This is a genomic window from Serratia sp. JSRIV001 (genome assembly GCF_019968745.1).
Taxonomy (GTDB): Bacteria; Pseudomonadota; Gammaproteobacteria; order Enterobacterales; family Enterobacteriaceae; genus Chania; species Chania fonticola_B.
Genome location: NZ_CP074147.1, coordinates 3,586,948 through 3,607,821, shown reverse-complemented (window position 1 = coordinate 3,607,821; position 20,874 = coordinate 3,586,948). Strand labels below are relative to the sequence as shown.

Sequence of the window (20,874 nt, the reverse complement as noted above, 5' to 3'; positions counted from 1 at the left end):
TGTGATACATCATTAATATTGATGGTGTCTATTTATGAATTCCGGAGGAGCAAATGCAGCAGTTAACCAGTTACCTTTCTGGCGCTTGGGTGTACGGCCAGGGGCAATCCCGCCAGATCCAGCATGCCGTGACCGGCGAGCCTTTGTATCAGGTCTGCTCCGACGGGCTGCCGTTGGCCGCCAGCCTGAGCTATGCCCGCAAGCTGGGCGGCACGGCGCTGGCAAAGATGACGTTTCAGCAGCGCGCCCAGATGATGAAAGCGGTGGCTAAACACCTGCTGGCTAATAAAGAAGCGCTGTATCAGATCTCCTATCAAACCGGTGCCACGCGCAATGACAGCTGGGTTGATATCGAAGGTGGTATCGCCACGCTGTTCTCCTATGCGGGATTGGCAGGGCGCGAATTGCCGGACGATACGCTGTGGCCGGAAGATGAACTGATCCCACTTTCCAAGCAATCGCAGTTTGCCGCACGCCATGTGCTGACCTCTCGCCCTGGCGTTGCGCTGCATATCAACGCCTTCAACTTCCCTTGCTGGGGAATGTTGGAGAAGCTGGCACCTACCTGGCTGGCGGGGATGCCGGCCATCATCAAACCCGCCACCGCTTCGGCACAGCTAACACAGGCGATGGTGAAGCTGATTATCGACAGCGGGCTGGTGCCGGAAGGAGCTTTGCAACTGATCTGCGGCGGCGTGGGCGATATGTTCGATCACCTCGATTATCAGGATGCGGTGACCTTTACCGGCTCGGCGCAAACCGGGCAGAAGCTACGTTCCCACCCGCGCCTGCTGGAAAAATCCATCGCCTTTACCATGGAAGCCGACTCGTTAAACTGCTGCGTGTTAGGGGAGGACGTGACGCCAGAGATGCCGGAGTTTGCGCTGTTTATCAAAGAGGTCAGCCGCGAAATGACCAGCAAGGCGGGGCAAAAGTGTACTGCTATCCGGCGCATTATCGTTCCGGCGGCCCGCATTGCCGAGGTACAGCAAGCGCTGTTGCAGCGGCTGGCGGGCGTAAAAATTGGCGACCCAGTGTTGGAGCAAGTGCGGATGGGGGCGTTGGTCAATCAGGAACAGCGCGACGACGTGCAGCAAAAGGTGGAATTCCTGATGCGCAATGGCTGTGAGCCACTCTGTGGCGCTACGCTGGATAAATTGGAGGTGGTGGGCGATGGCGCGCAATCAGGCGCGTTTTATCCGATCACCCTGCTGTACTGCGCCGATCCGTTCCGCCATCAGGCCGTACATGGCACCGAGGCGTTTGGCCCGGTGGCGACGCTGATGCCTTATCAAACTACCGAACAGGCCATTGAGTTGGCGTTGCTGGGGCAAGGTAGCCTGGCCGGATCGTTGGTGACGGCTGATGCGGAGCTGGCGTCACAGTTTATTCGAGCAACCGCCTGCGCACACGGCCGTATGTTGGTGCTGGATCGCCACGCGGCTACTGAATCGACCGGCCACGGCTCACCATTGCCTTTGCTGGTACACGGCGGGCCTGGGCGAGCAGGCGGTGGGGAAGAGCTTGGTGGGCTGCGGGCGGTAAAACACTATATGCAGCGCACGGCAATCCAGGGCAGCCCGTCGATGCTGGCGGCCATCAGCCGTGAATGGGTTCGGGGTGCCGACGTGGTGGAGGAGCAGGTACACCCGTTCCGCAAATACTTTGAGCAGTTGCAGATTGGCGAAAGCTTGCTGACTGCCCGCCGTACCATTACCGAAGCCGATCTTGTCAACTTTGCCTGCCTGAGCGGCGATCATTTCTACGCGCATATGGACAAGATCGGTGCGGCGGAATCACTGTTTGGTGAGCGAGTGGCCCACGGTTACTTTGTGGTGTCTGCCGCCGCCGGGCTGTTTGTCGATCCGGGCGTCGGGCCGGTGATTGCCAACTACGGCATGGAAAACCTGCGTTTTATCGAACCGGTGAAGATTGGCGACACCATTCAGGTGCGGTTGACCTGTAAAAAGAAAATCCGCAAGCCGCAAAAAACCGCCGAGGATCGTCCGCATGGCGTGGTGGTCTGGGATGTACAGGTGCTCAACCAGCATCAGCAGGCCGTCGCGCTGTATAGCATTCTGACGCTGGTGGCGCGCCAGGAAGGGGATTTCAACACGGAACACTAAGGCTGGATCGTCGGGGGCATCATGTTAAGATGCCCCATAATTTGCTGAAATGATCTACACATGACTATTCAACAGCTTACCCTCAATGGTTTTCGTTCCATCCGTAATGTGCAGCTTACTCTTGGCCGTGTAAATGTGATCAGTGGCCCAAACGGATGTGGTAAATCCAACCTGTATAAAGCCGTGCGATTAATCCATGAAGCAGCCAGTGGGCGGCTTTCGCTCGCCTTGGCAGAAGAGGGTGGCATTCAAAATGCGATGTGGGCAGGTGGAGCACGCTTGGGCGATAAACGCGGCGATCCCAAACGGATGATCCTGTCGGCCACCCTGGAGGATTTTGATTATGAAATCCAGCTTGGCTTTCCCCCTCCCGATAATAGTTCTGAGCCAAGCCTGTTTACGCTGGATCCACTGGTCAAGCAGGAGTCGCTGTGGCTGAGTGGGCATCGGCGCCGTAATTCGATGCGTCTGTTGGAACGCGTTAATCAAACCGCATTTCTCACCAATATTCAGGGGGAAAGGGCGGCTTACGCCGGAGTGTTATATGCGGAAGAATCGGTATTTGGTCAGTTGTCCGATCCGCATCTCTACCCCGAGTTATCGCAGGCCAGGGAAATTCTGCGGCAATGGCGTTTTTACCATGAGTTTGCGGTTTGGCCGGGTTCACCGCTGCGTGTCCCACAGGTTGGTATTCGTGCCCCGGTGCTGGCGCACGATGGTAGTAATCTGGCGGCGGCATTCAGAACCATCATCGAGATTGGCAATGGTAATTTATTGTGCGGCATTCTGCGGCGGGCTTTCCCTGATTCTGAGTTTGAGGTGCAGGCACCGCAGGGGCGTTTTGAACTGTTGATGCATCGAGAGGGGATCCTGCGGCCGCTTGAAGCGGCAGAACTCTCCGACGGTACGCTGCGCTTTCTGTGTCTGGCGGTGGCTATGCTCAGCCCAAGACCTCCGGCCTTTATGGCATTGAACGAGCCGGAGAACAGTTTACACCCAGATCTGTTGCCCGCGTTGGCACAACTGATTGCTGAAGCCAGCCGTTACAGTCAGCTGTGGGTGACCAGCCATTCTCCGTTACTGGCGGATTTGATTGCCGAGCATTGTGCCGTAACGCATTACCAGCTCACTCAACAGCAGGGGGAAACCATCGTTGCGCAGCAAGCCTGAGCCTAGAGGCTGCAAACCCGGTTCTTACCGCTTTTCTTCGCCGTATACAGGGCGTTATCCGCCAGGTTGACCAAGCTCAGCGGCGTATCGTTATACGGATGCGGGACTTTAGCACTGGCACCGATGCTGGCGGTGATCATCCCCAGGGGGCTGCCTGTGTGGGCGATCTTTAACTGCCGGATGCCCTCCAGAACCCGTTCGGCAAAGGCGATTGCGCCTTGAAGATCGGTATCCGGCAGAATAATCGCCAGCTCCTCTCCACCGTAACGCGCCATCAGATCGCCAGGGCGGTTGACCATGCTTTTCAGCATGCGCCCCAACTGTTGCAAACACTGATCCCCAGCCACGTGGCCGTAGATATCGTTAAACTGTTTAAAATAATCAATATCCAGCATCAATAGGGCTACGCTGCGATCGTTACGCGCCGCCCGCGTCATTTCGTTTTTTAGCGCGATATCAAACTGGCGGCGGTTGGCAAGGCCAGTCAAGCCATCTAACAAGGCCAGTTCTTCCAGCGTGTGGTTCATCAGCGTCAGTTGATCACGGGTGCGCACCAGCTCGACTTCGGTCTGTACGCTCTGGTTAATCTGACGTATCAGCACCAACCCCAGGGCCAACAGTATGGACAGCAGGACTCCTCCACCGAGTGCAAAAAGTGACGCATCGTTGCGCCAGTCGGCCAGAACGTCTTTTTTCGACAGCCCGGCGGTGATCACCAGTGGATAGCGTTCCACCCGCGAATAACCATATATCCGTTCAACATTGTCGAATTGTGAGAGCATGGTGACGTTGCCAAAGGCCGAATGCGGCAGAACTTCGCGGAAGAAAATGCTGTGGGAGATGTTTTTCCCGATGGCATTCTCATTGTAAGGGCGGCGGTACAAAACGGAGCCGTCAGCCAGTATCAGGCTGAGTGAGGCATCGTTGTTAAGGGCAAAGGTGTTGTAAAACTGGCGGAAATAATCGACATACAGCGTCGAAATGACCACGCCGGCAAAGCTGCCGTCCGCAAGGTTCAGGCGGCGCGATACCGGGATAACCAAATCGCCGGTCGAGCGGCTGCGGATCACCTCGCCGATATAAATCATATTATTGTTGTGGGTGAGGTGGTATTTAAAGTAGGCCCGGTCAGCATTATTGGCATGGCTGAGGGGTTTACCGTTGGACGTCAGGATCCAGTTGCCCTGGGCATCATAGATAAAACTGCCATGCAGTTGCGGAAAGTTACTGGCCTGAGTCTGCATGATTTTTTGCAGGCGTAAACGCTGGGGTTGGCCTAAGCCATCGGTTTCAATGCGTTCGCTGAGATCGATCAGGTTATTGTCTATCTGCGCAAAAGTATCTTCGGCATGTTGCGCCAGCGATCTGGCCAGATTCTGCGAGTCATTTTCGGCAATCTGCAGATTGCGTTGATGAGCGTTCCAGATTTGCCAGGCATTGAACATGATCAGGGTGAGCACGACGATAATCACAAACACGCCAGCCTGATAGAGTAACGGCGAGTTTTTGTTTTTCCCGGATAATGGTTGTTTTTGGGGCGGGAGCTGGGGTGCTAGCATAGCATTCCTGTCATGGAATCAGTTAGGTACGGGGATTGCGAACAATCTTAACCCTTCTATTTCCATCTTGCATGTTCCGTTATATTTCCGGGATATGTTCAGCATAAATTGGTATCGGGGGGGCGCATGGCAGCATTATCTGACGCTATGATGCAGGTTTTACTGATACTGGCGGTATATTACCCGTTTACGCTTCTGGCGCTGGCCGGATTGATGATTATCGCCTACCAGCGGCGCAAAGCACCTTTCTGGCGGTTGGCTCTGGTATTGTTGCTGGTGTTGTTTGTCTTGTTCTCACTGGTGGCTGCTAGCTGGCATCGTTAGCGTTGGGCAGTGCCTATCCTCACAGCCAGGCACTGCACCGTGCGATTACTCGACGTTGACCATCCAGTTGACACCGAACTTATCGGTCAGCATGCCAAAGCCCTTGGCCCAGAAGGTCGGTTGGAAAGGCATGGTGATGGTGCCACCTTGGGCTAGCCGGTTAAATACCTCGCCACCTTGCTCGACGCTCTCACTGCGGATCGACAGTGAATACCCTCTATGTGTCTGCCCGCTTGAGTCGGCCGGGCATCCATCCGATGCCATAATGACGTTATCCCCGATCACCAGCCTGGCATGCATAATCGAGTCAGGGGCGGCATTGGGCGGCCCATTTTGCTGCTCCTCTGCCGGGATATCTTTGTAACGCATCATGATTTCTATATTGCCGTTTAGCTGCTGGGCATAAAAATTCACCGCTTGCTCACAGTCACCGGCAAAAAACAGATAGGGTTGAATCAGCATGGCTCCTCCTGTTTCTTTCACATAAACAACAGCGCAGCGGAACCATCCCACACGGCGGCCAAGGTATAAACCAAAACCAAAAACAGCATGAAAGGGGGGTTGCTCATGGCGCTATCCTCGGTCGAAGTTCGGTTGAGCATTATTCAGTATAGCTGATTATCGCCACACAATATGACAGCCGGATGAAAATCGCACAAATTTCACACAGTGATTTTCAGACTGCAAGAGGTAGGTAACTCGCTGATTTTTGACTATAGTAGTAAGGTACAGAGACGTAAATACTGTCAGCGGGTGGTCGCTGACGGACAACGTCTTGATAATGGCATTGCCAGCAAGTTCAGGCAACGGGTTAATGAGGGAGAGTAAAAATGGGTATCATTTCCTGGATCGTTTTTGGGTTAATCGCCGGTATTTTGGCCAAGTGGATCATGCCGGGTAAAGACGGCGGCGGCTTCATCATGACCGTGATCCTGGGTGTGGTGGGTGCGGTTGTCGGCGGCTATATCAGTACCTTCTTCGGTATGGGCCGGGTTGATGGCTTTAACCTGGGCAGCTTTGTGGTTGCTGTTATCGGTGCCCTGGTGGTGCTTTTTGTCTACAGAAAGATCAGAAGCTAAGCCGGGTTCGATCAACTGGGGTCGCTGCGGCGGCCCTTTTTCTTTTAAATACGATGAACGTACAGCGTTTGAGAAGGGGATAGCGATGGGATTACTGGATGGGTTAGTCGGAGCATTGAGCGGTGGCAAAGGAATGGATTACAGCGCCATTTTGCAGTGGGTTGAACAGCAAGGTGGTCTGCCAGCTATCCTGGAAAAATTCCGCCAGGGAAATTTGGCGGACGTGGTCGCCTCCTGGATCGGCACGGGTGAAAATCAGCCAATCAGCGGTGAACACGTTGAGCAGGCGTTAAGTACCGATGCCATTGCACAACTGGCAGGCAAATTGGGGATCGATCCGGCACAGGCTTCTGCTCTGATTGCCCAGTATTTGCCGATGATCACCGATAAACTATCACCCAATGGCCAGGAGCCACAGGGCGGCGATCTGATGAGCGCCGGGATGGATTTGCTGAAAGGTAAACTGTTCGGCTGATATGGGACTGCGACGGCACCACGGTCAATTGAGGGACACAGCCTAGCCCTCCGGTTTATGGCCGGAGGGTTGCCATTACAGCGTCAGCATAATTTTACCGATATGCGCACTAGACTCCATCAGGGCATGGGCCTGTGCGGCTTGCTCTAACGGGAAAGTCTGGAAAATCTGCGGCTTTAACTCCCCGCGTTCCAGCAACGGCCACACTTTCAGCTCCAGTTCGGCAGCGATCTGGGCTTTATCTTCCACACTGCGCGGCCGCAGCGTTGAGCCGGTATGGGTCAGGCGCTTAAGCAGCAGTGGCATCAGGTTCAGTTCCTTCACTATGCCGTTTTGCGTGCCGATTTGTACGATACGCCCGTCCATTGCGGCGGCACGGTAGTTCTTCTCCACGTAATCCCCCGCGATCAGATCGACGATGACATCGGCTCCTTTGCCGTTGGTGGCGGTTTTGGTCAGCTCGACAAAATCTTCAGTGCGGTAGTTGATGGCGACGTCGGCACCCAATGCCAGGCTGGCCTCACGCTTTTCTTCAGAACCAACGGTAGTGATGACATAGGCGCAGAACGCTTTGGCCAACAGGGTGGCAACCGTGCCAATGCCAGACGTGCCACCGTGGATCAGCACGGTTTCCCCGGCCCGAAGATGACCACGTTGAAATACGTTGACCCAAACGGTGAAGAAGGTTTCCGGCATGGCGGCCGCTTCAATCATGCTGAAGCCTTTCGGGACCGGCAGCGCATTGCTTTCATGCACCTTGCAGTATTCCGCATAGCCTCCACCGGCGATCAGCGCACATACGGCATCACCCGGGGCATAGCGTTGTACCCCAACGCCAACGGCTACCACCGTGCCAGCAATTTCCAACCCTGGAATGTCCGAGGCGCCCGGAGGTGGCGCATATTGCCCACGACGCTGCAGAACATCCGGGCGGTTGACGCCGGCGGCAGCGACTTTCACCAGTATTTCACCCTGGCCCAATACCGGTAACGGGCGCTCCGCACTCACCAGAACCTCTGGTTCGCCCGGCTGGCTGATTTCGATGACCTTCATGTTTTCAGGTAGTTGTGCGTTGGCTGACATGCCGTTCTCCTTGATCAATCTGCGTATTCGGGGTATTCCCGGCTGGATTATCTTATAGGGATAACAGAGTTGGCATGTGTGCGAAAGGGCGGTTTTGTCTAGACAAGCAGAAATACCGCCGCAGAGGGGCAGAGGATCAGTCGTTTGGTGGGATACGAAAACCTTTCAGCGAGACGATAAAGTGCTTTTTGCCTTTGGAAATCTTGGCACCCTGATCGCACCACAGGCTGGCGAGCTGGAAAAAATCGTCGCTGTCAATGTCATAGGCCAGCTCAATCTTTTTCGCCGATCCTGAACGGATCAGCGTCTCTGCCTGCTGATGATTAATGGCTTTTACGGTGTTCATAGGCGAAATCCTTGGTGTTAACCCGGAGCGGATAATCGCTAGCCATCATATGGCTGGATTGTGACATTTTTGTGATGGAAATATGACGCTGGGCCGTTTTGCGGCTTGGCGCCCGTTTTCTCATGATCCTGTCATGGGTTAAATTTGGTGGCAAGGAGGTTCAGATTTAGTATGAGCGCAAACCTTTTGAGCAGACAATGGATTATGACCAACAAAGTGCGAAAGCAGACCCTGCGCCAGCGTAGCTATCAGCTGTTGTTCAGCAACCAAACCCGCACTGGGCGCAGGATGCAGCTATTTTGGGTGAGCACGGCGCTGCTCAGCGTGCTGTTGCTGTTTATCGAACCCGGCGGCAGCTCGCTGTATACTCCTAATGCCCAAGTGCTTTATCAGCTGTTTTTGGCGGAGGTCTTTTTCACCACCCTTTTTACGGCGGAGTATCTGTTGCGGCTGTGGTGCACGCCGAGTAAAGAGCGCTATGCCATCAGCTTTTTCGGTATCGTCGATCTGCTGACGATGTTGCCGATGTATATTATCTGGATATTCCCGCATATGGCGGTGGAGTATATTGCTCTGCTGCGTGTATTGCGGATCCTGCGCGTGTTGCGGGTGTTGAAACTGTTGCGCTACATGAGTGAGATGAGCATTGTCTGGCGCAGTATCAAGCTGGCGCGCCATAAGCTGACCCTGTTCTTTGGTTTTGTCGGCGTGATGCTGTGCGTATTTGGTGGCTTGATGTACGCGGTGGAGGGAGGCAGTGGTGGATTTACCAGCCTTGGCGCATCGATGTATTGGGCGGTAGTCACGTTAACCACCGTGGGCTACGGTGATATTGTGCCCCACACGCCATTAGGGCGGATGCTGGCTTCGGTGCTGATCCTGGTAGGGTATTCGATTATTGCGGTGCCTACGGGGATCCTGACCGCCTACATGTCGCAGGAGATGCAGCGCTATCGGGAACAGCGCCATTGTGCACAATGCGACCGCGGTGGGCATGAAGCCGAGGCGAAGTTTTGTAAATTTTGTGGCGCTGCGTTACCACCATTGTCAGTGAAATCCGCAAGATAACGCCGATAATTTCGCCAGGTGGGAGCAAATTCTGTGCGTTTGGTCTCCCTTTCCAGCCTCACGAGCTAAAAAGAGTTGCTATTATACGCCCGACATGAGTTAATGATTCTCGGCCTGTGGTACAGACCTATTTATGCACGACATTTTGAGTAAAGTAGTTCAAATTTAAAGCGTTATCCTTGATAGCTCTTCACTGACGAATTTCCTTTCTAGTGCCTCCATAAGTAACTGATGACCGGCTATTTCATGCCCATGGTGGCTTAAATTTTTTATTGAAGGAATTCAACATGTCTAACATGATCAAAGGTCAAGTGAAGTGGTTCAACGAGTCTAAAGGTTTTGGTTTCATCACTCCTGCAGACGGCAGCAAAGACGTGTTCGTACACTTCTCTGCAATTCAGGATCAAGGCTTCAAGACCCTGGCTGAAGGCCAGAACGTACAGTTCTCTATCGAGAACGGTGCTAAAGGTCCGTCAGCGGCTAACGTTACCGCTATCTAATCGGCCTCTCGCTGATTAACAAAAACCCGCCAAGGCGGGTTTTTTTGTGTCTGTGATATGAGCACGGTGGGGCGCAGAGACGTTTAACGCGCTATTCCAGAGGTCTGAAAGACCCTGTCTCAGTTCTGCTAAGCTTAATGGGGGGCGTCGCATGATGGCTCAGAGGCGGAGTGCATTACGCAACGGTGGGTTCTTTTCGTCAACTGTAATAGACTGATATCCGGGATAAATAACGAGGTAGAGCATGAAAGTTAACGATCTGGTGACGGTAAAGACCGACGGTGGCCCTCGTCGTGAAGGGGTAGTGCTGGAAGTTGAAGTGTTTAATGAAGGCACGATGTATCTGGTGTCACTGGAAGATTATCCGGCGGGCGTGTGGTTCTTCAATGAGATCGATAGCCGCGATGGCACCTTTGTAGAATTGCGCAACGCTGAACAGGATTAAATCTTTGCCTGCATTTACCTGCTTGCCGCTGGTCTGGCTGGCGGGCTTAAACCTGGCCACACTGTCATGCGGTGTTGAAAGTCTGTCCAAATACCCGTAGCGGCAGCATTGCCGCTGAAAACGGGCGTTTTTCTGTCGAACTCTACACCACTGCGTTCCGCTGTCGCTTTATTTGGTCGTAATGGCTATCAACGGCTGTTGACGAAAATGCCGCTGGTAAGCGTGTCGGTCAGGCGGACAACATGGTAGATGATCTGCTTGTTGTGAGTTTTGATCTTTCTTTTGATGTTTCCCTTATGGGAAGAGACGGTTTTCACCTTGATCTGCATTTGATCGGAGATCTGGATGGTGCCTTGGCCGGACATCCACATGCGCAGCATGTTTGACTCGGTTTGGCTTAGTGTGACAGGCGTCTGATCCAGCGAGCTTTTTTCCGGGCGAACCAGCTTTCTTTCGAGGTAGTGGTTAAGCAACTGACTCATGGTTTGCGGTTTAATCGATTTTGACGAGATGATCACGTTCTTGCGGACGTATAAATAATCGTCGAAATGTACGTTGGTGATGGCCATGAAAATAAAGAATAAAGTATCGGGATTAAGAGATATCACGCGTTTTATTCTTTCTGTCGCATCCGCTTCATGAATGAAGCAGTCTTCATTCAGGAATACCATATTAGGCTTAAGTTTGGCGCACTTCTCATGCAGGCCGTCGATATGATTGACGGCGCTAATCTGACGCTTTTTCATCCCGTGCGACGTCAGGTAGTCGGTTAATCCTAATCTAGTGTAACTGCATGAATCCATAATGATTATTGGCATAGAGCCTCCCACTTAAGTCCGTTTCCACGCGGTTATAAAAAGAAAAGCCTGAAGATAAAAGGCTAAAAGTTATAAAAAAATCACATCTTATGAATGCAACTTTCTATCAATAAAACCGGCATGACTCAACGTCTTTTCGAATTATATTTTTAAATCTACCAAAAGCATCAGTTTAGCTTAAGTCGACTTATTATGCTGTGGCGATTTTGCGGCTGGAAATATCAGTAGGCGCCGGGTAGTCAGCCTTAAATTTGTTGCTAAGGTTAGCTATTTTCATCGTGGTACTATTTTCCGTTAATCAGATGATTCTTAAGGGTCTCTTATAGCTCGCAATGACGCCAGCGTTGGCGGTTTTTTGACTGATAGTATTGCTTCTGTTTCATCACCTGACGCCATTAAGTATTCTTATTCAATTGATTGTATCAATGTATTGGCTTAAATGGTAACGATTCTTAGTTACTTTTATACGCTTGAGGAAGGAGCTTATGATCGGAATCAAGTCAAAATAAGTAGTTCTGCTAACCATGTGCTCGTTAATTAAATAACAATTGTAAATTATTTCATTTGTTAATTATTCATCAGTGAATAACTTATCCGCGACATATCGATTTTCCTGACGTATCTTACTGCGCAGAGGCAACGAAATGCTGCTAGAGGCGATTTCAACTCACAACCAGGAGGACGGGTGGACCACAATCAGTTTGGGCAACCCATAGGTACAGCGCTTGAGGGCTGGCAACCTGCGGGTGAACCGGGAAAACAGAATCTCCAAGGGCGTTTCTGCTGCTTGCAGCCGATGGATATCGCGCGCCGTGCCGATGAGTTGTTTCATGCCTACCAACTGGCGGAAGATGGGCGCGACTGGACCTATCTGTCTAGTGAACGTCCCACGGAGCCATCTGTTTTCCAGCAGTACTTGCAGCAACAGCTGGCAACCCAGGGTAGAAACACTTTGGCGGTGATAGATGCGACTACCGGTAAAGCGGTCGGCACCTGTGCTTTCTTGAACATCGACCAACCCAACGGGGTGGTTGAATTGGGGATGATCAACTGGTCACCCTTGATGAAGCGGCGTGCGATGGGGAGTGAAGCCATCTTTCTGATGCTCAAGCACGCTTTTGACGACTTGGGCTTTCGCCGTTGCGAATGGAAATGCGATCGTCTGAATGCCCCCTCTCGCGAGGCTGCACTGCGTATGGGCTTCACCTTTGAGGGGACTTTTCGTCAGGCGATGACCAGAAAGGGGCGCAACCGCGACACGGACTGGCTATCCATCATTGATGGTGAATGGCCGGTATTGCGCGAGGCGTTTACCGCCTGGCTATCGCCGTTGAATATCACAACCGACGGCCAGCAGAAGCAAAGCCTCGCCACTTTCAGACCTCAGCCCGACAAGCCTGCATTGATGCCAGCGCCAAAGTAATATCCTGCTCTTCAGTCATCCAATTCACCAGAGCTGCCCTAATACCCGGTTGGCCCGCATAGCTGGTGGGCGTGCAGCGCACCACGCCGTGCCGATCCAGGCGATCGATGAATCTGTTGCGTGCGGCAGTGGCATCGCCTGTAACGCCCTTCAGCGCAAAACACACTATATTCAGTTCCACTGGGGCCAGCAGGCGGAAGCCTTCACTGGTCGCCAATCCGTCACCTAAACGTCGCGCCAACGTCACGTTACGCTCGACGATCTCCCGCATACCGCTGCTGCCGTAAGCTTTCAATGCCATCCACAAGGGCAGGGCGCGAAAACGCCGCGAGTTCTCGGGCGTCAGGTGCAAATAGTTGTCTGGGCGCAACGTGGGGGGCTCCAGATAGGACGAGTGATTCTGGAAAACCTGCATCTGCAATGCCAGATGACGGGTAAATTGAATGGCGCTGTCATAAGGGACATTCAGCCATTTATGGGCATCTACGGTGATTGAGTCCGCCTGGTGCCAACCGTTCAGCAGATGGGCCAAGCGGGGAGAACAGGCCGCGATCCCACCAAAGGCGGCATCAACATGCAGCCAGAAGGGATAGCGTGCACGCAGTGCCAGCAGGCGGGGCAGATCGTCGAAAACGCCGGTGTTTACCGTACCTGCGCTGGCGAGCACTATCGTTGGGATATCTGGCGTGGCGGCAAGATGACGCTCCAGCGCGTCGATATCAATAGCTTCGCAATCAGCCTGGCTGGCAATAGACTTTAAAGCATCACGCCCAATACCGAGCATGCTGAGTGCTTTCACGCTGCTGGCATGCGCATTGGCAGAAAGGACCTGAATCGGCCCCAAGGCGGCCAAGCCAAACTGTGCCACATCGATCCCACGCTGCTGCCCTAGCCACTGGCGGCCGATGGCAATCCCGGTGAAGTTGGCCATGGTGGCACCGCTGACAAAGCTACCGCTGAAGTCGGCGGGCAGTTGCAGCAGGGTTTTCAATTGCTCAATCGTTGCCAGCTCGATCGCGGCCGCCACGGTATCATGGCTCAGTTGGCTATTCTGGTCGGTAGTGCTAACCAACCAGTCGGCAGCCAGCGCCGCAGGCGTGCTACCGCCAGTGACAAAGCCAAAGTAACGCGGCCCGGCACTGCCGGAAAGGCCAGCCTCATAGCGCTGCCAAAACTCTTCTAATGCCACTAGCGCCCCGCAACCCTCTTCGGCCAGCCGATCGTCACCGGTTTGCAACTGTTGTTCGGCCAACGGCGGGCATACCGGGCGCTGGTTTAAACTGGCAAGGAAGCCCTGCGCCAATTGGTTGGTATGGTCAAGTATGCGGGGTAAATCGTCGAGATCCTGCTGCAAACGTGGGTGCATGGTCATGCCTTGGGTTCGGGGTGAATATGTTTTCACTATAGGCGATCCTGATTAGTGCTAATATCGATAAAAAATGACCCTTTTGGATAGTAAGGCTAACCAGTAATGATTGAGCGTCTTCCTCTGCATATTTTGCCAACCTTTGTGATCGCTGCCCGGTTGGAGAATTTGCGTGCCACGGCGCAACGCGTCAGCCTGACTCATGGAGCCGTTAGCCAACAAATTCAGCAGCTTGAACAGGCTATTGGCTATCCACTCTTTGACCGCTCCGGGCGTGGGGTACGGCTAAATGCTGCGGGGCGCGAACTGCTGGCAGCAGCTGAGCCTGCCTTACTCGCTTTGCAACAGGGCGTTGACCGGGCCAGGCGGATAGCGGAAAGCCAGATGTTGCGCATCAGCGTACTGCCTTCCTTTGCGCATTACTGGTTGTTGCCCAGATTGGCGGGGTTTCATCGTGATTGCCCTGGGATCCGATTGGATATTGACGCCTCGCTGGCGATTCAGGATCTCGGCCGTAAAGGATTCGATGCCGCGATCCGCATTGGTGATGGCCAATGGCCAGGCGTTCAGGCTCAGCGTATCGCCTCAGGAGTAGTGCTGCCGGTAGCGGCCCCGGAGCTGGCCAGGCAATGGCAGGAGGCATTTGATGCTGGAGATCCACACACCCCCTTGCTTGAGCATGACGTCACACCCTGGCATAGCTGGTTTAGCGCCGTAGGGAGAATTGGCGGTGGACAACAGTTGGCGCTGTTCAACGATGCAGGGTTACTGCTGCGCGCAGCCGAGCAGGGGTTTGGTATTGCGCTGGTGAAGGCCGTGTTGGCGAAGGATGCGATTGCAGCAGGGCGCTTGGTGCCATTGTCGGCTGCGCTGCATTTGAACGATAGCGATGTCTATCTGGTGTGGCCACAAGCCGCTGGTTTAACGCCTGAGGTGGCAGCGTTACTGAACTGGTTACAACAGCGCCTCGTAGCGTAGGGGGCCGCATTGCGGCGCCCGATTAGCGTTCTTATATTATTGTTCCTATAACAGTCATTAAATAAGGGGAATATTCGGTTTAGTCTTCGTTTAATAATATAACCTTTACTTCACAACCTCATGTCACTATACTCCAGCCAAAATTACCGTGGAGAAAACCAATTGGACAGTTGCAGTAGTAGCGAAATAATAAAGGCAAGTTGACCAATCTCCTGTGATTTGTTGCTTGCCGAACACGGCGGGCAGCACCCCTCTCTAGTTATTCCGAGCTGTGCAAACCCGAACATGATTGTTGTCCCCGAGGCGCTTGCGCATTGGGCGTATTGATTCGGATATGATTATGGTATTTAACCATCACCACGGCCTTTTCCCTCCAGGCACTCAAACGCTGACTCGCTGATTAATTATCGGCGCGATTTCGCGTGTGCTTAACAGCACATGATTCAACCTCAATGATTAATTAAGGGGAAGATCATGGCTATGACTCCTTTTATCCTGAATTTATTCCTGGCAATGGGCCTGGGTGCCGTTATTGGTGCCGAGCGTCAATGGCGTCAGCGTATGGCGGGTTTGCGTACCAATTCTTTGGTTGCGACCGGAGCCGCAGTGTTTATCCTGAGCTCTTTTGACACCGAACCTTCCAGCGCGGGGCGTATTGCGGCGCAGATCGTTTCCGGTATCGGTTTTCTCGGTGCCGGTGTAATTATGCGGGAAGGGCTGAATATCCGCGGCCTGAACACGGCGGCCACCTTGTGGTGCTCTGCTGCCATCGGCGTGTTATGTGGCCTGGGGCAGCATTGGGAAGCCGTCTGCGCCACCCTGGTGATCCTGTGTGCCAATATCCTGCTGCGTGAAGCGGCGCAGCGTATTAATCTGCAACCCCAGCAACAGGCGGTGGATCTGGAGCTGCGTTATCGCGTCCAGGTCACCTGTGGGGAGCAGGATGAAATCCTGGTTCGTACCCTGATCCTACAGGCATTGAACGGCGTGGCATTACGTTTGCAATCGCTGCGTAGCGCCGATATTGCCATTCCTGGTCAGTTGGAAGTCTGTGCGGAAATTGTGGCTAATCCGGCCGCGCAAAAAGAGATTGAGGGCATTGTCTGCCGTATTAGTTTAGAACGCAGCGTGAGTGCCGTGCATTGGCGCGTGGCGTCAGAATTACCCGTTTAACGATAAATAACCTTCACCAATAGGGTGATAAGGAGGTGTTATGCAAACTCACCCCAGATACTTTATTACTACTGCGTAGTTAAGGAAATTAGCGTTACTTTAGCAACGCCAACAAAGTAAATTCCACTTTGTGCATGTTCACCCGTTATTACGGGCGGGGTAACCCTGTGTGCAAAGTAAAAAAAGAGAATAGCATCATGACCCATATTAAAGAAAATAGCCGCCGCCGTGATAAACAGCGCGAGCCGTATGCCATTGCTCTCGAGGCAAAGAACAGCCTCGATCAAACGTTGGCTAATTTAAACTGTAACCGCATTGGATTAACTCAGGAAGATGCCCAGGAGCGTTTGCAGTATTTTGGTAGCAATCAGGTTGCCCATGAGAAGGCACCGCATGCGCTGGTGCAGTTAGTCAGCGCGTTTAACAACCCGTTTATCTTTGTGTTGATGGTGTTGGCAGGGATCAGTTTCTTTACCGATTACTGGTTGCCCATGCAAAACGGTGAAGAAACCGATCTTACCGGCGTCATCATTATCCTGATTATGGTTACGTTGAGTGGGTTGCTGCGCTTCTGGCAGGAATACCGCACCAATAAAGCGGCCGAATCACTCAAATCGATGGTGCGTACCACGGCAACGGTGCTGCGCCGCAGTAATTTCAGCACCCAGGCGATAGCGGTGGAAATTCCCATTCGTGAGTTGGTTCCGGGCGATATTATTCAGCTCTCCGCCGGGGACATGGTACCCGCGGACCTCCGCTTACTCAGCTCACGCGATCTGTTTATCAGCCAGGCCATTCTGACCGGCGAAGCTATTCCGATCGAGAAATACGATGCCTTGGCCGGCGTGAGCCAAAAGTCCAGCGAGATCGATGCCTCCAGCGAAAGCGAACTGCTGGAGTTGGCCAATATCTGCCTGATGGGCACCAACGTGGCCAGCGGAACGGCGACGGCGGTGGTGGTCGCGACCGGTGGCCGCACCTACTTTGGCTCCCTGGCTAAGTCGATCGTCGGTACCCGTTCGCAAACTGCCTTTGACCGTGGAGTCAATAGCGTTAGCTGGCTGCTGATCCGCTTTATGTTGGTGATGGTGCCGATCGTCTTGCTGATTAACGGTTTTACCAAAGGAGACTGGACGGAGGCAGCCCTGTTTGCCTTGGCGGTTGCTGTGGGGCTGACGCCGGAAATGCTGCCGATGATCGTCAGCTCGAACCTGGCGAAGGGCGCAATCGCCATGGCGCGCCGCAAGGTGGTGGTCAAACGGCTGAATGCGATCCAGAACTTTGGCGCGATGGACGTGCTCTGTACCGATAAAACCGGCACCCTGACGCAGGATCGCATCATTCTGGAACACCATCTGGATGTGAATGGCAGCAAGGATAACCACGTGCTGCATTTAGCCTGGTTGAACAGCTTCCATCAGAGCGGCATGAAAAACCTGATGGATCAGGCGGTGATCCGCTTTGGCCAGGGCCAGCCAGGCGTTGAGGCGTTGGGGCGCTATAGCAAGGTTGATGAGCTGCCGTTTGATTTTATACGTCGTCGCTTGTCAATCGTGGTGCAGGATGAACAACAGCGCCAACTGCTGATTTGCAAAGGTGCCGTTGAAGAGATGCTGGAGATTGCCACTCACGTCCGTGTCGGGCAGCAGGTGTTGGCGCTTGATGAGGCTCGCCGTGCCGATTTGCAGGCGTTGGCCTGCCAGTATAATGAAGATGGTTTCCGCGTGCTGGTGCTGGCAACGCGAGATTTGGGTCTGGAAGGTTGCACTCTGCCACTGAGCATTGTGGATGAACGTGACTTGGTGATCGAAGGCCTGCTGACCTTCCTCGATCCGCCAAAAGAGAGCGCTCGTGAAGCGATTGCCGCCCTGCAGGAAAATGGCGTGGCGGTGAAAGTGCTGACCGGCGACAACCCTGTAATCACCTGTAAAATCTGCCGTGACGTTGGCCTGGAACCGGGAACCCCGCTCTCCGGCCTGGAGATTGAACAGATGGACGATGCCCATCTGATGCGTGAGGTTGAGCAGCGTACGGTATTCACCAAGCTGACGCCGCTGCAAAAATCACGCGTGCTGAAAATGTTGCAGGCTAATGGCCACACCGTGGGCTTCCTGGGGGATGGTATTAACGACGCCCCGGCGTTACGCGATGCCGACGTGGGCATTTCTGTCGATACCGGTACCGACATCGCCAAGGAATCCGCCGATATCATCCTGTTGGAAAAGAACCTGATGGTGCTGGAAGAGGGGGTGATCAAAGGGCGTGAAACGTTCGGCAATATCATCAAGTATCTGAACATGACCGCCAGCTCCAACTTCGGCAACGTGTTCTCGGTGCTGGTGGCCAGTGCGTTTATTCCGTTCCTGCCGATGCTAGCGATCCACCTGCTGTTACAGAACCTGATGTACGATATCTCCCAGCTTTCCCTGCCGTGGGACAAGATGGACAAAGAGTTCCTGCGTAAACCCCGCAAGTGGGATGCCAAGAACATCGGCCGCTTTATGCTGTGGATTGGACCGACGTCGTCGATTTTCGACATCACCACCTATGCGCTGATGTGGTTCGTGTTTGCCGCCAATAGCGTAGAACATCAGGCGCTGTTCCAGTCCGGCTGGTTTATTGAAGGGTTGCTGTCTCAGACACTGGTAGTGCATATGTTGCGTACCCAGAAGATCCCGTTTATTCAGAGTACGGCGGCGCTGCCGGTGTTGTTGACTACCGGGATTATTATGGCACTCGGTATCTATATTCCGTTCTCGCCGCTCGGGGCATGGGTCGGGTTGCAACCGCTGCCGTGGGAGTATTTCCCTTGGCTGGTGGCCACGCTGGTCAGCTACTGTGTGGTGGCGCAATTGATGAAGCGTTTCTACATCCGCCGCTTTGGCAAGTGGTTCTAATCTACATTTTCGCCGGGCGTAATGCCTGGTGATAAGCCTCAATCGGCCTGTTTCTTAAAGGGGGGCGCATCATGCGTCCCCCTACGCCAATCAGCAATATTGCTACAGGCTGCGGCAATGTCTGCGATATTCAGAGGGGGAGCGATCGGTATGCTTTTTGAATATCCGGCAAAAATAGTTACTGTCGTCGAACCCACAGCTATGCGCGATCTCTTTGATCTTCAGATCATAGCCACGCAATAGATTTTTCGCCCGCTCGAGGCGCACCGCGGTGATGTACTCATTGAAACCGACAGGGCCAGACTTTTGAAACAGGTGGGACAGGTAGTTAGGGGTAATATGAAATCGTTTGGCAACGCCTTCCCGTGTTAGCGGCAGCCCGGCGTGGTCATCGAGGTAGTCCTGTATGGCCAGCAGCAGCTCCTGGCTTTTACTGACGGTTTGCCCCTGGCCTGCGAGCTGTTCCAGGCAGTGGCTGACCAATCCGGTAAAGATCAGCTGCGAGGTCAATGCATCAGGTTGCAGCAACACCTCATTCATCGCCAGTAGCAGGTATGAGCCGACTCTGGGCCCACGCCGCGCAACGTGCTGTTTTTGCGTTTCACACAGCGCTTGCCCGTCCCATCTTTGCAGGCTGAAACCCAGCTTTTGCTTACTGAACAAGATACTCAGCGTGGTAGCTGGTTGGGTCCATTGCGGAAAACTCCATTTGCCCGCGGGGACATAAAGCACCTGATAGCTGGAGAGCGTGTTATTGGCCAAAGGTAGACACTGATCTTCAACTTCCCCATCTAGCACTATCTCAAGCCGCGGAAAAGGCACGCAGAAGGCCAAGGGCGGAGCGGGAAAAGTGGGTTCAGGAAACCTGACCTGGATCGCATTCTGATGGGCAATCAGCTGTTCAAGCAGGGTAACTAGCGTTTCAGACATCGCGATCTCCAGTGCGCTTCGGCGGTTAACGATGCATTTAAGAATGATGGTAAACCCAGGTGGGCAGCGCAATTAAGGTGATATTTCCCGGCATTTAAGGGACTTTTGCACAATGATGACCCAGGTCACATTTTGGGCTGGCGTACATCTGTGTCCAGTATTTCGTAGTAAAAGCCCCCTGTTTTTGGCCCAGGCTTCCAGTAAATTTGCCGTTATGTTATCAAAAAGTAAATGGAGAAATCATGATGCAACGTCAATCCGAGATATACCTGGAGGCTTTAGGAGCCAGCATCGAGTTAACGGCACAGATGAAGCAGGAGCTTGATACGTTAGGGTATACCGTGGTGCACAACGTGGCCGATCCTGACTGGCTGGTGGCGATGCGCAATCTTATTGATGAGCTGGTGGAGAAAGAAGGGGATAACCTGGCCATTGAGCACCATCAGGAAGCGACGGCAACACGCATTGCCAACATGGTGAATAAAGGTGTGGTGTGGGAAAAGGTGTGGTCGCACCCGCTGATCCTGTCTGCCTGCCGCTATATTTTCAACGGTGAGTTCAAGGTCTCTAGCCTCAATGCTCGCGAAGCTTTGCACGGTGGCGGCCATCAGCCTCTACATGCCGACTGGAAAAAGCCGCGCCCCGATTTTCCCAAAGTACACCTGGTCAATGCGATATGGGCGATTGACGACCTAAGCGCGGAAAATGGCGCGCCGCGGATCATCGCCGGAACGCATCTGAGGCCGGAACTGCCGGAAGAAGTGTTGGCCGATCCCGACTTGGCACATCCCGATGAAATTGTCTTTGCAGCCCCTGCCGGTAGCGTGATGATCTACAACGCGCACACCTGGCATGGAGGGACTCAGAACAGGATCGGTACCCGGCGGCGGGTGTTGCACGCACTCTATATTGACCGTGCAGATACCGCCCAGCAGGACCAGCGCCGCTGGCTGAAGGAGGAAACAGCCAGCCGACTGACCCCGGCGCAAAAATGGCTGCTGGATGTGCTTTGAGTATCCGGAGTAGGGGCGCTGCTGCGCCCGTTAAATCCAATGTCAGCACCGGATCTGCGAGGCAGCTCTCGTTAATTGTTACGTTAATGTTGCCGTAATGG

General features: G+C 53.5%; 20 protein-coding genes. 13 read left to right on the top strand and 7 right to left on the bottom strand.

The window, feature by feature from the left end; genetic code table 11:
* Positions 1-53 precede the first annotated feature (53 nt).
* Both paaZ and KGP17_RS16740 read left to right on the top strand, forming a co-directional pair.
* Complete coding sequence (paaZ, locus tag KGP17_RS16745; protein WP_059201130.1) at positions 54-2,126, top strand: phenylacetic acid degradation bifunctional protein PaaZ; 2,073 nt, start codon at positions 54-56, stop codon at positions 2,124-2,126.
* A gap of 60 nt (positions 2,127-2,186) precedes the next feature.
* On the top strand, positions 2,187-3,296 hold the full coding sequence (locus tag KGP17_RS16740) for an AAA family ATPase (RefSeq protein WP_179252787.1): 1,110 nt from the start codon (positions 2,187-2,189) through the stop codon (positions 3,294-3,296).
* A 2-nt stretch (positions 3,297-3,298) separates the two neighbouring features.
* On the opposite strand, the gene KGP17_RS16735 is transcribed toward KGP17_RS16740, so the two are convergent.
* Complete coding sequence (locus KGP17_RS16735; RefSeq protein WP_223497997.1) at positions 3,299-4,855, bottom strand: GGDEF domain-containing protein; 1,557 nt, start codon at positions 4,853-4,855, stop codon at positions 3,299-3,301.
* A gap of 126 nt (positions 4,856-4,981) precedes the next feature.
* On the opposite strand from KGP17_RS16735, the gene KGP17_RS16730 reads away from it, so the two are divergent.
* Complete coding sequence (locus KGP17_RS16730) at positions 4,982-5,179, top strand: hypothetical protein (protein WP_021805744.1); 198 nt, start codon at positions 4,982-4,984, stop codon at positions 5,177-5,179.
* A gap of 45 nt (positions 5,180-5,224) precedes the next feature.
* Here KGP17_RS16730 and KGP17_RS16725 read toward each other — a convergent pair whose 3' ends face one another.
* Positions 5,225-5,641, bottom strand: a complete 417-nt coding sequence (locus tag KGP17_RS16725) for a VOC family protein (protein WP_059201127.1) — start codon at positions 5,639-5,641, stop codon at positions 5,225-5,227.
* Positions 5,642-6,009: 368 nt separating this feature from the next.
* On the opposite strand from KGP17_RS16725, the gene KGP17_RS16720 reads away from it, so the two are divergent.
* On the top strand, positions 6,010-6,258 hold the full coding sequence (locus tag KGP17_RS16720; protein WP_021805741.1) for a GlsB/YeaQ/YmgE family stress response membrane protein: 249 nt from the start codon (positions 6,010-6,012) through the stop codon (positions 6,256-6,258).
* An 85-nt stretch (positions 6,259-6,343) separates the two neighbouring features.
* Positions 6,344-6,733, top strand: a complete 390-nt coding sequence (locus KGP17_RS16715) for a YidB family protein (protein WP_223497996.1) — start codon at positions 6,344-6,346, stop codon at positions 6,731-6,733.
* A gap of 75 nt (positions 6,734-6,808) precedes the next feature.
* Here KGP17_RS16715 and KGP17_RS16710 read toward each other — a convergent pair whose 3' ends face one another.
* Entirely contained in the window at positions 6,809-7,816 is a 1,008-nt protein-coding gene (locus tag KGP17_RS16710; protein ID WP_223497995.1) for an NAD(P)H-quinone oxidoreductase, read from the bottom strand.
* Positions 7,817-7,952: 136 nt separating this feature from the next.
* A complete protein-coding gene (locus tag KGP17_RS16705; RefSeq protein ID WP_021805739.1) occupies positions 7,953-8,162 on the bottom strand; it encodes a hypothetical protein in 210 nt (69 codons plus the stop codon).
* 204 nt (positions 8,163-8,366) lie between these two features.
* Here KGP17_RS16705 and KGP17_RS16700 point away from each other — a divergent pair, with 204 nt between their 5' ends.
* From KGP17_RS16700 to dsrB, 3 genes are all read left to right on the top strand, one after another.
* Entirely contained in the window at positions 8,367-9,230 is an 864-nt protein-coding gene (locus KGP17_RS16700) for an ion transporter (RefSeq protein ID WP_059202054.1), read from the top strand.
* Positions 9,231-9,517: 287 nt separating this feature from the next.
* Positions 9,518-9,730 carry a transcription antiterminator/RNA stability regulator CspE gene (gene cspE / locus KGP17_RS16695; protein WP_004946278.1) on the top strand — a complete coding sequence of 71 codons (213 nt, stop codon included), beginning with the start codon at positions 9,518-9,520 and terminating at the stop codon, positions 9,728-9,730.
* Positions 9,731-9,974: 244 nt separating this feature from the next.
* Positions 9,975-10,175, top strand: a complete 201-nt coding sequence (dsrB, locus tag KGP17_RS16690; protein ID WP_094983074.1) for a protein DsrB — start codon at positions 9,975-9,977, stop codon at positions 10,173-10,175.
* Between the two features lie 188 nt (positions 10,176-10,363).
* Here dsrB and rcsA read toward each other — a convergent pair whose 3' ends face one another.
* Entirely contained in the window at positions 10,364-10,993 is a 630-nt protein-coding gene (gene rcsA / locus KGP17_RS16685; RefSeq protein ID WP_059201125.1) for a transcriptional regulator RcsA, read from the bottom strand.
* Positions 10,994-11,678: 685 nt separating this feature from the next.
* Between rcsA and KGP17_RS16680 the strand changes: the two genes are divergently transcribed.
* Entirely contained in the window at positions 11,679-12,416 is a 738-nt protein-coding gene (locus KGP17_RS16680) for a GNAT family N-acetyltransferase (protein ID WP_059201124.1), read from the top strand.
* On the opposite strand, the gene KGP17_RS16675 is transcribed toward KGP17_RS16680, so the two are convergent.
* Positions 12,370-13,782: a pyridoxal-dependent decarboxylase gene (locus KGP17_RS16675; RefSeq protein ID WP_223499669.1), complete on the bottom strand. Its 1,413-nt coding sequence runs from the start codon at positions 13,780-13,782 to the stop codon at positions 12,370-12,372. The genes KGP17_RS16680 and KGP17_RS16675 overlap by 47 nt on opposite strands.
* 105 nt (positions 13,783-13,887) lie before the next feature.
* Here KGP17_RS16675 and KGP17_RS16670 point away from each other — a divergent pair, with 105 nt between their 5' ends.
* The 3 genes from KGP17_RS16670 (at position 13,888) to mgtA (ending at position 18,830) form a co-directional block, all read left to right on the top strand.
* Complete coding sequence (locus KGP17_RS16670) at positions 13,888-14,760, top strand: LysR substrate-binding domain-containing protein (RefSeq protein WP_094983072.1); 873 nt, start codon at positions 13,888-13,890, stop codon at positions 14,758-14,760.
* Positions 14,761-15,234: 474 nt separating this feature from the next.
* The gene (locus KGP17_RS16665; RefSeq protein ID WP_021180910.1) at positions 15,235-15,933 is read left to right on the top strand and encodes an MgtC family protein; all 699 of its coding nucleotides are present in this window, start codon (positions 15,235-15,237) and stop codon (positions 15,931-15,933) included.
* A gap of 197 nt (positions 15,934-16,130) precedes the next feature.
* Complete coding sequence (gene mgtA / locus KGP17_RS16660; protein ID WP_059201122.1) at positions 16,131-18,830, top strand: magnesium-translocating P-type ATPase; 2,700 nt, start codon at positions 16,131-16,133, stop codon at positions 18,828-18,830.
* 102 nt (positions 18,831-18,932) lie between these two features.
* On the opposite strand, the gene KGP17_RS16655 is transcribed toward mgtA, so the two are convergent.
* Positions 18,933-19,760: a helix-turn-helix domain-containing protein gene (locus KGP17_RS16655; protein ID WP_059201121.1), complete on the bottom strand. Its 828-nt coding sequence runs from the start codon at positions 19,758-19,760 to the stop codon at positions 18,933-18,935.
* Positions 19,761-20,005: 245 nt separating this feature from the next.
* Here KGP17_RS16655 and KGP17_RS16650 point away from each other — a divergent pair, with 245 nt between their 5' ends.
* Entirely contained in the window at positions 20,006-20,773 is a 768-nt protein-coding gene (locus KGP17_RS16650) for a phytanoyl-CoA dioxygenase family protein (protein WP_059202053.1), read from the top strand.
* The last annotated feature ends 101 nt before the right edge of the window (positions 20,774-20,874 follow it).

Coding starts and splice junctions, on each gene's coding strand:
- KGP17_RS16665 (WP_021180910.1), top strand. CDS start 15,235: ATGGCTATGACTCCTTTTATCCTGAATTTATTCCTGGCAATGGGCCTG.
- KGP17_RS16710 (WP_223497995.1), bottom strand. CDS start 7,816: ATGTCAGCCAACGCACAACTACCTGAAAACATGAAGGTCATCGAAATC.
- KGP17_RS16715 (WP_223497996.1), top strand. CDS start 6,344: ATGGGATTACTGGATGGGTTAGTCGGAGCATTGAGCGGTGGCAAAGGA.
- KGP17_RS16675 (WP_223499669.1), bottom strand. CDS start 13,782: ATGCACCCACGTTTGCAGCAGGATCTCGACGATTTACCCCGCATACTT.
- KGP17_RS16655 (WP_059201121.1), bottom strand. CDS start 19,760: ATGTCTGAAACGCTAGTTACCCTGCTTGAACAGCTGATTGCCCATCAG.
- KGP17_RS16705 (WP_021805739.1), bottom strand. CDS start 8,162: ATGAACACCGTAAAAGCCATTAATCATCAGCAGGCAGAGACGCTGATC.
- KGP17_RS16720 (WP_021805741.1), top strand. CDS start 6,010: ATGGGTATCATTTCCTGGATCGTTTTTGGGTTAATCGCCGGTATTTTG.
- rcsA (WP_059201125.1), bottom strand. CDS start 10,993: ATGCCAATAATCATTATGGATTCATGCAGTTACACTAGATTAGGATTA.
- KGP17_RS16650 (WP_059202053.1), top strand. CDS start 20,006: ATGCAACGTCAATCCGAGATATACCTGGAGGCTTTAGGAGCCAGCATC.
- paaZ (WP_059201130.1), top strand. CDS start 54: ATGCAGCAGTTAACCAGTTACCTTTCTGGCGCTTGGGTGTACGGCCAG.
- KGP17_RS16740 (WP_179252787.1), top strand. CDS start 2,187: ATGACTATTCAACAGCTTACCCTCAATGGTTTTCGTTCCATCCGTAAT.
- cspE (WP_004946278.1), top strand. CDS start 9,518: ATGTCTAACATGATCAAAGGTCAAGTGAAGTGGTTCAACGAGTCTAAA.
- KGP17_RS16700 (WP_059202054.1), top strand. CDS start 8,367: ATGACCAACAAAGTGCGAAAGCAGACCCTGCGCCAGCGTAGCTATCAG.
- KGP17_RS16735 (WP_223497997.1), bottom strand. CDS start 4,855: ATGCTAGCACCCCAGCTCCCGCCCCAAAAACAACCATTATCCGGGAAA.
- KGP17_RS16670 (WP_094983072.1), top strand. CDS start 13,888: ATGATTGAGCGTCTTCCTCTGCATATTTTGCCAACCTTTGTGATCGCT.
- KGP17_RS16725 (WP_059201127.1), bottom strand. CDS start 5,641: ATGCTGATTCAACCCTATCTGTTTTTTGCCGGTGACTGTGAGCAAGCG.
- KGP17_RS16730 (WP_021805744.1), top strand. CDS start 4,982: ATGGCAGCATTATCTGACGCTATGATGCAGGTTTTACTGATACTGGCG.
- dsrB (WP_094983074.1), top strand. CDS start 9,975: ATGAAAGTTAACGATCTGGTGACGGTAAAGACCGACGGTGGCCCTCGT.
- mgtA (WP_059201122.1), top strand. CDS start 16,131: ATGACCCATATTAAAGAAAATAGCCGCCGCCGTGATAAACAGCGCGAG.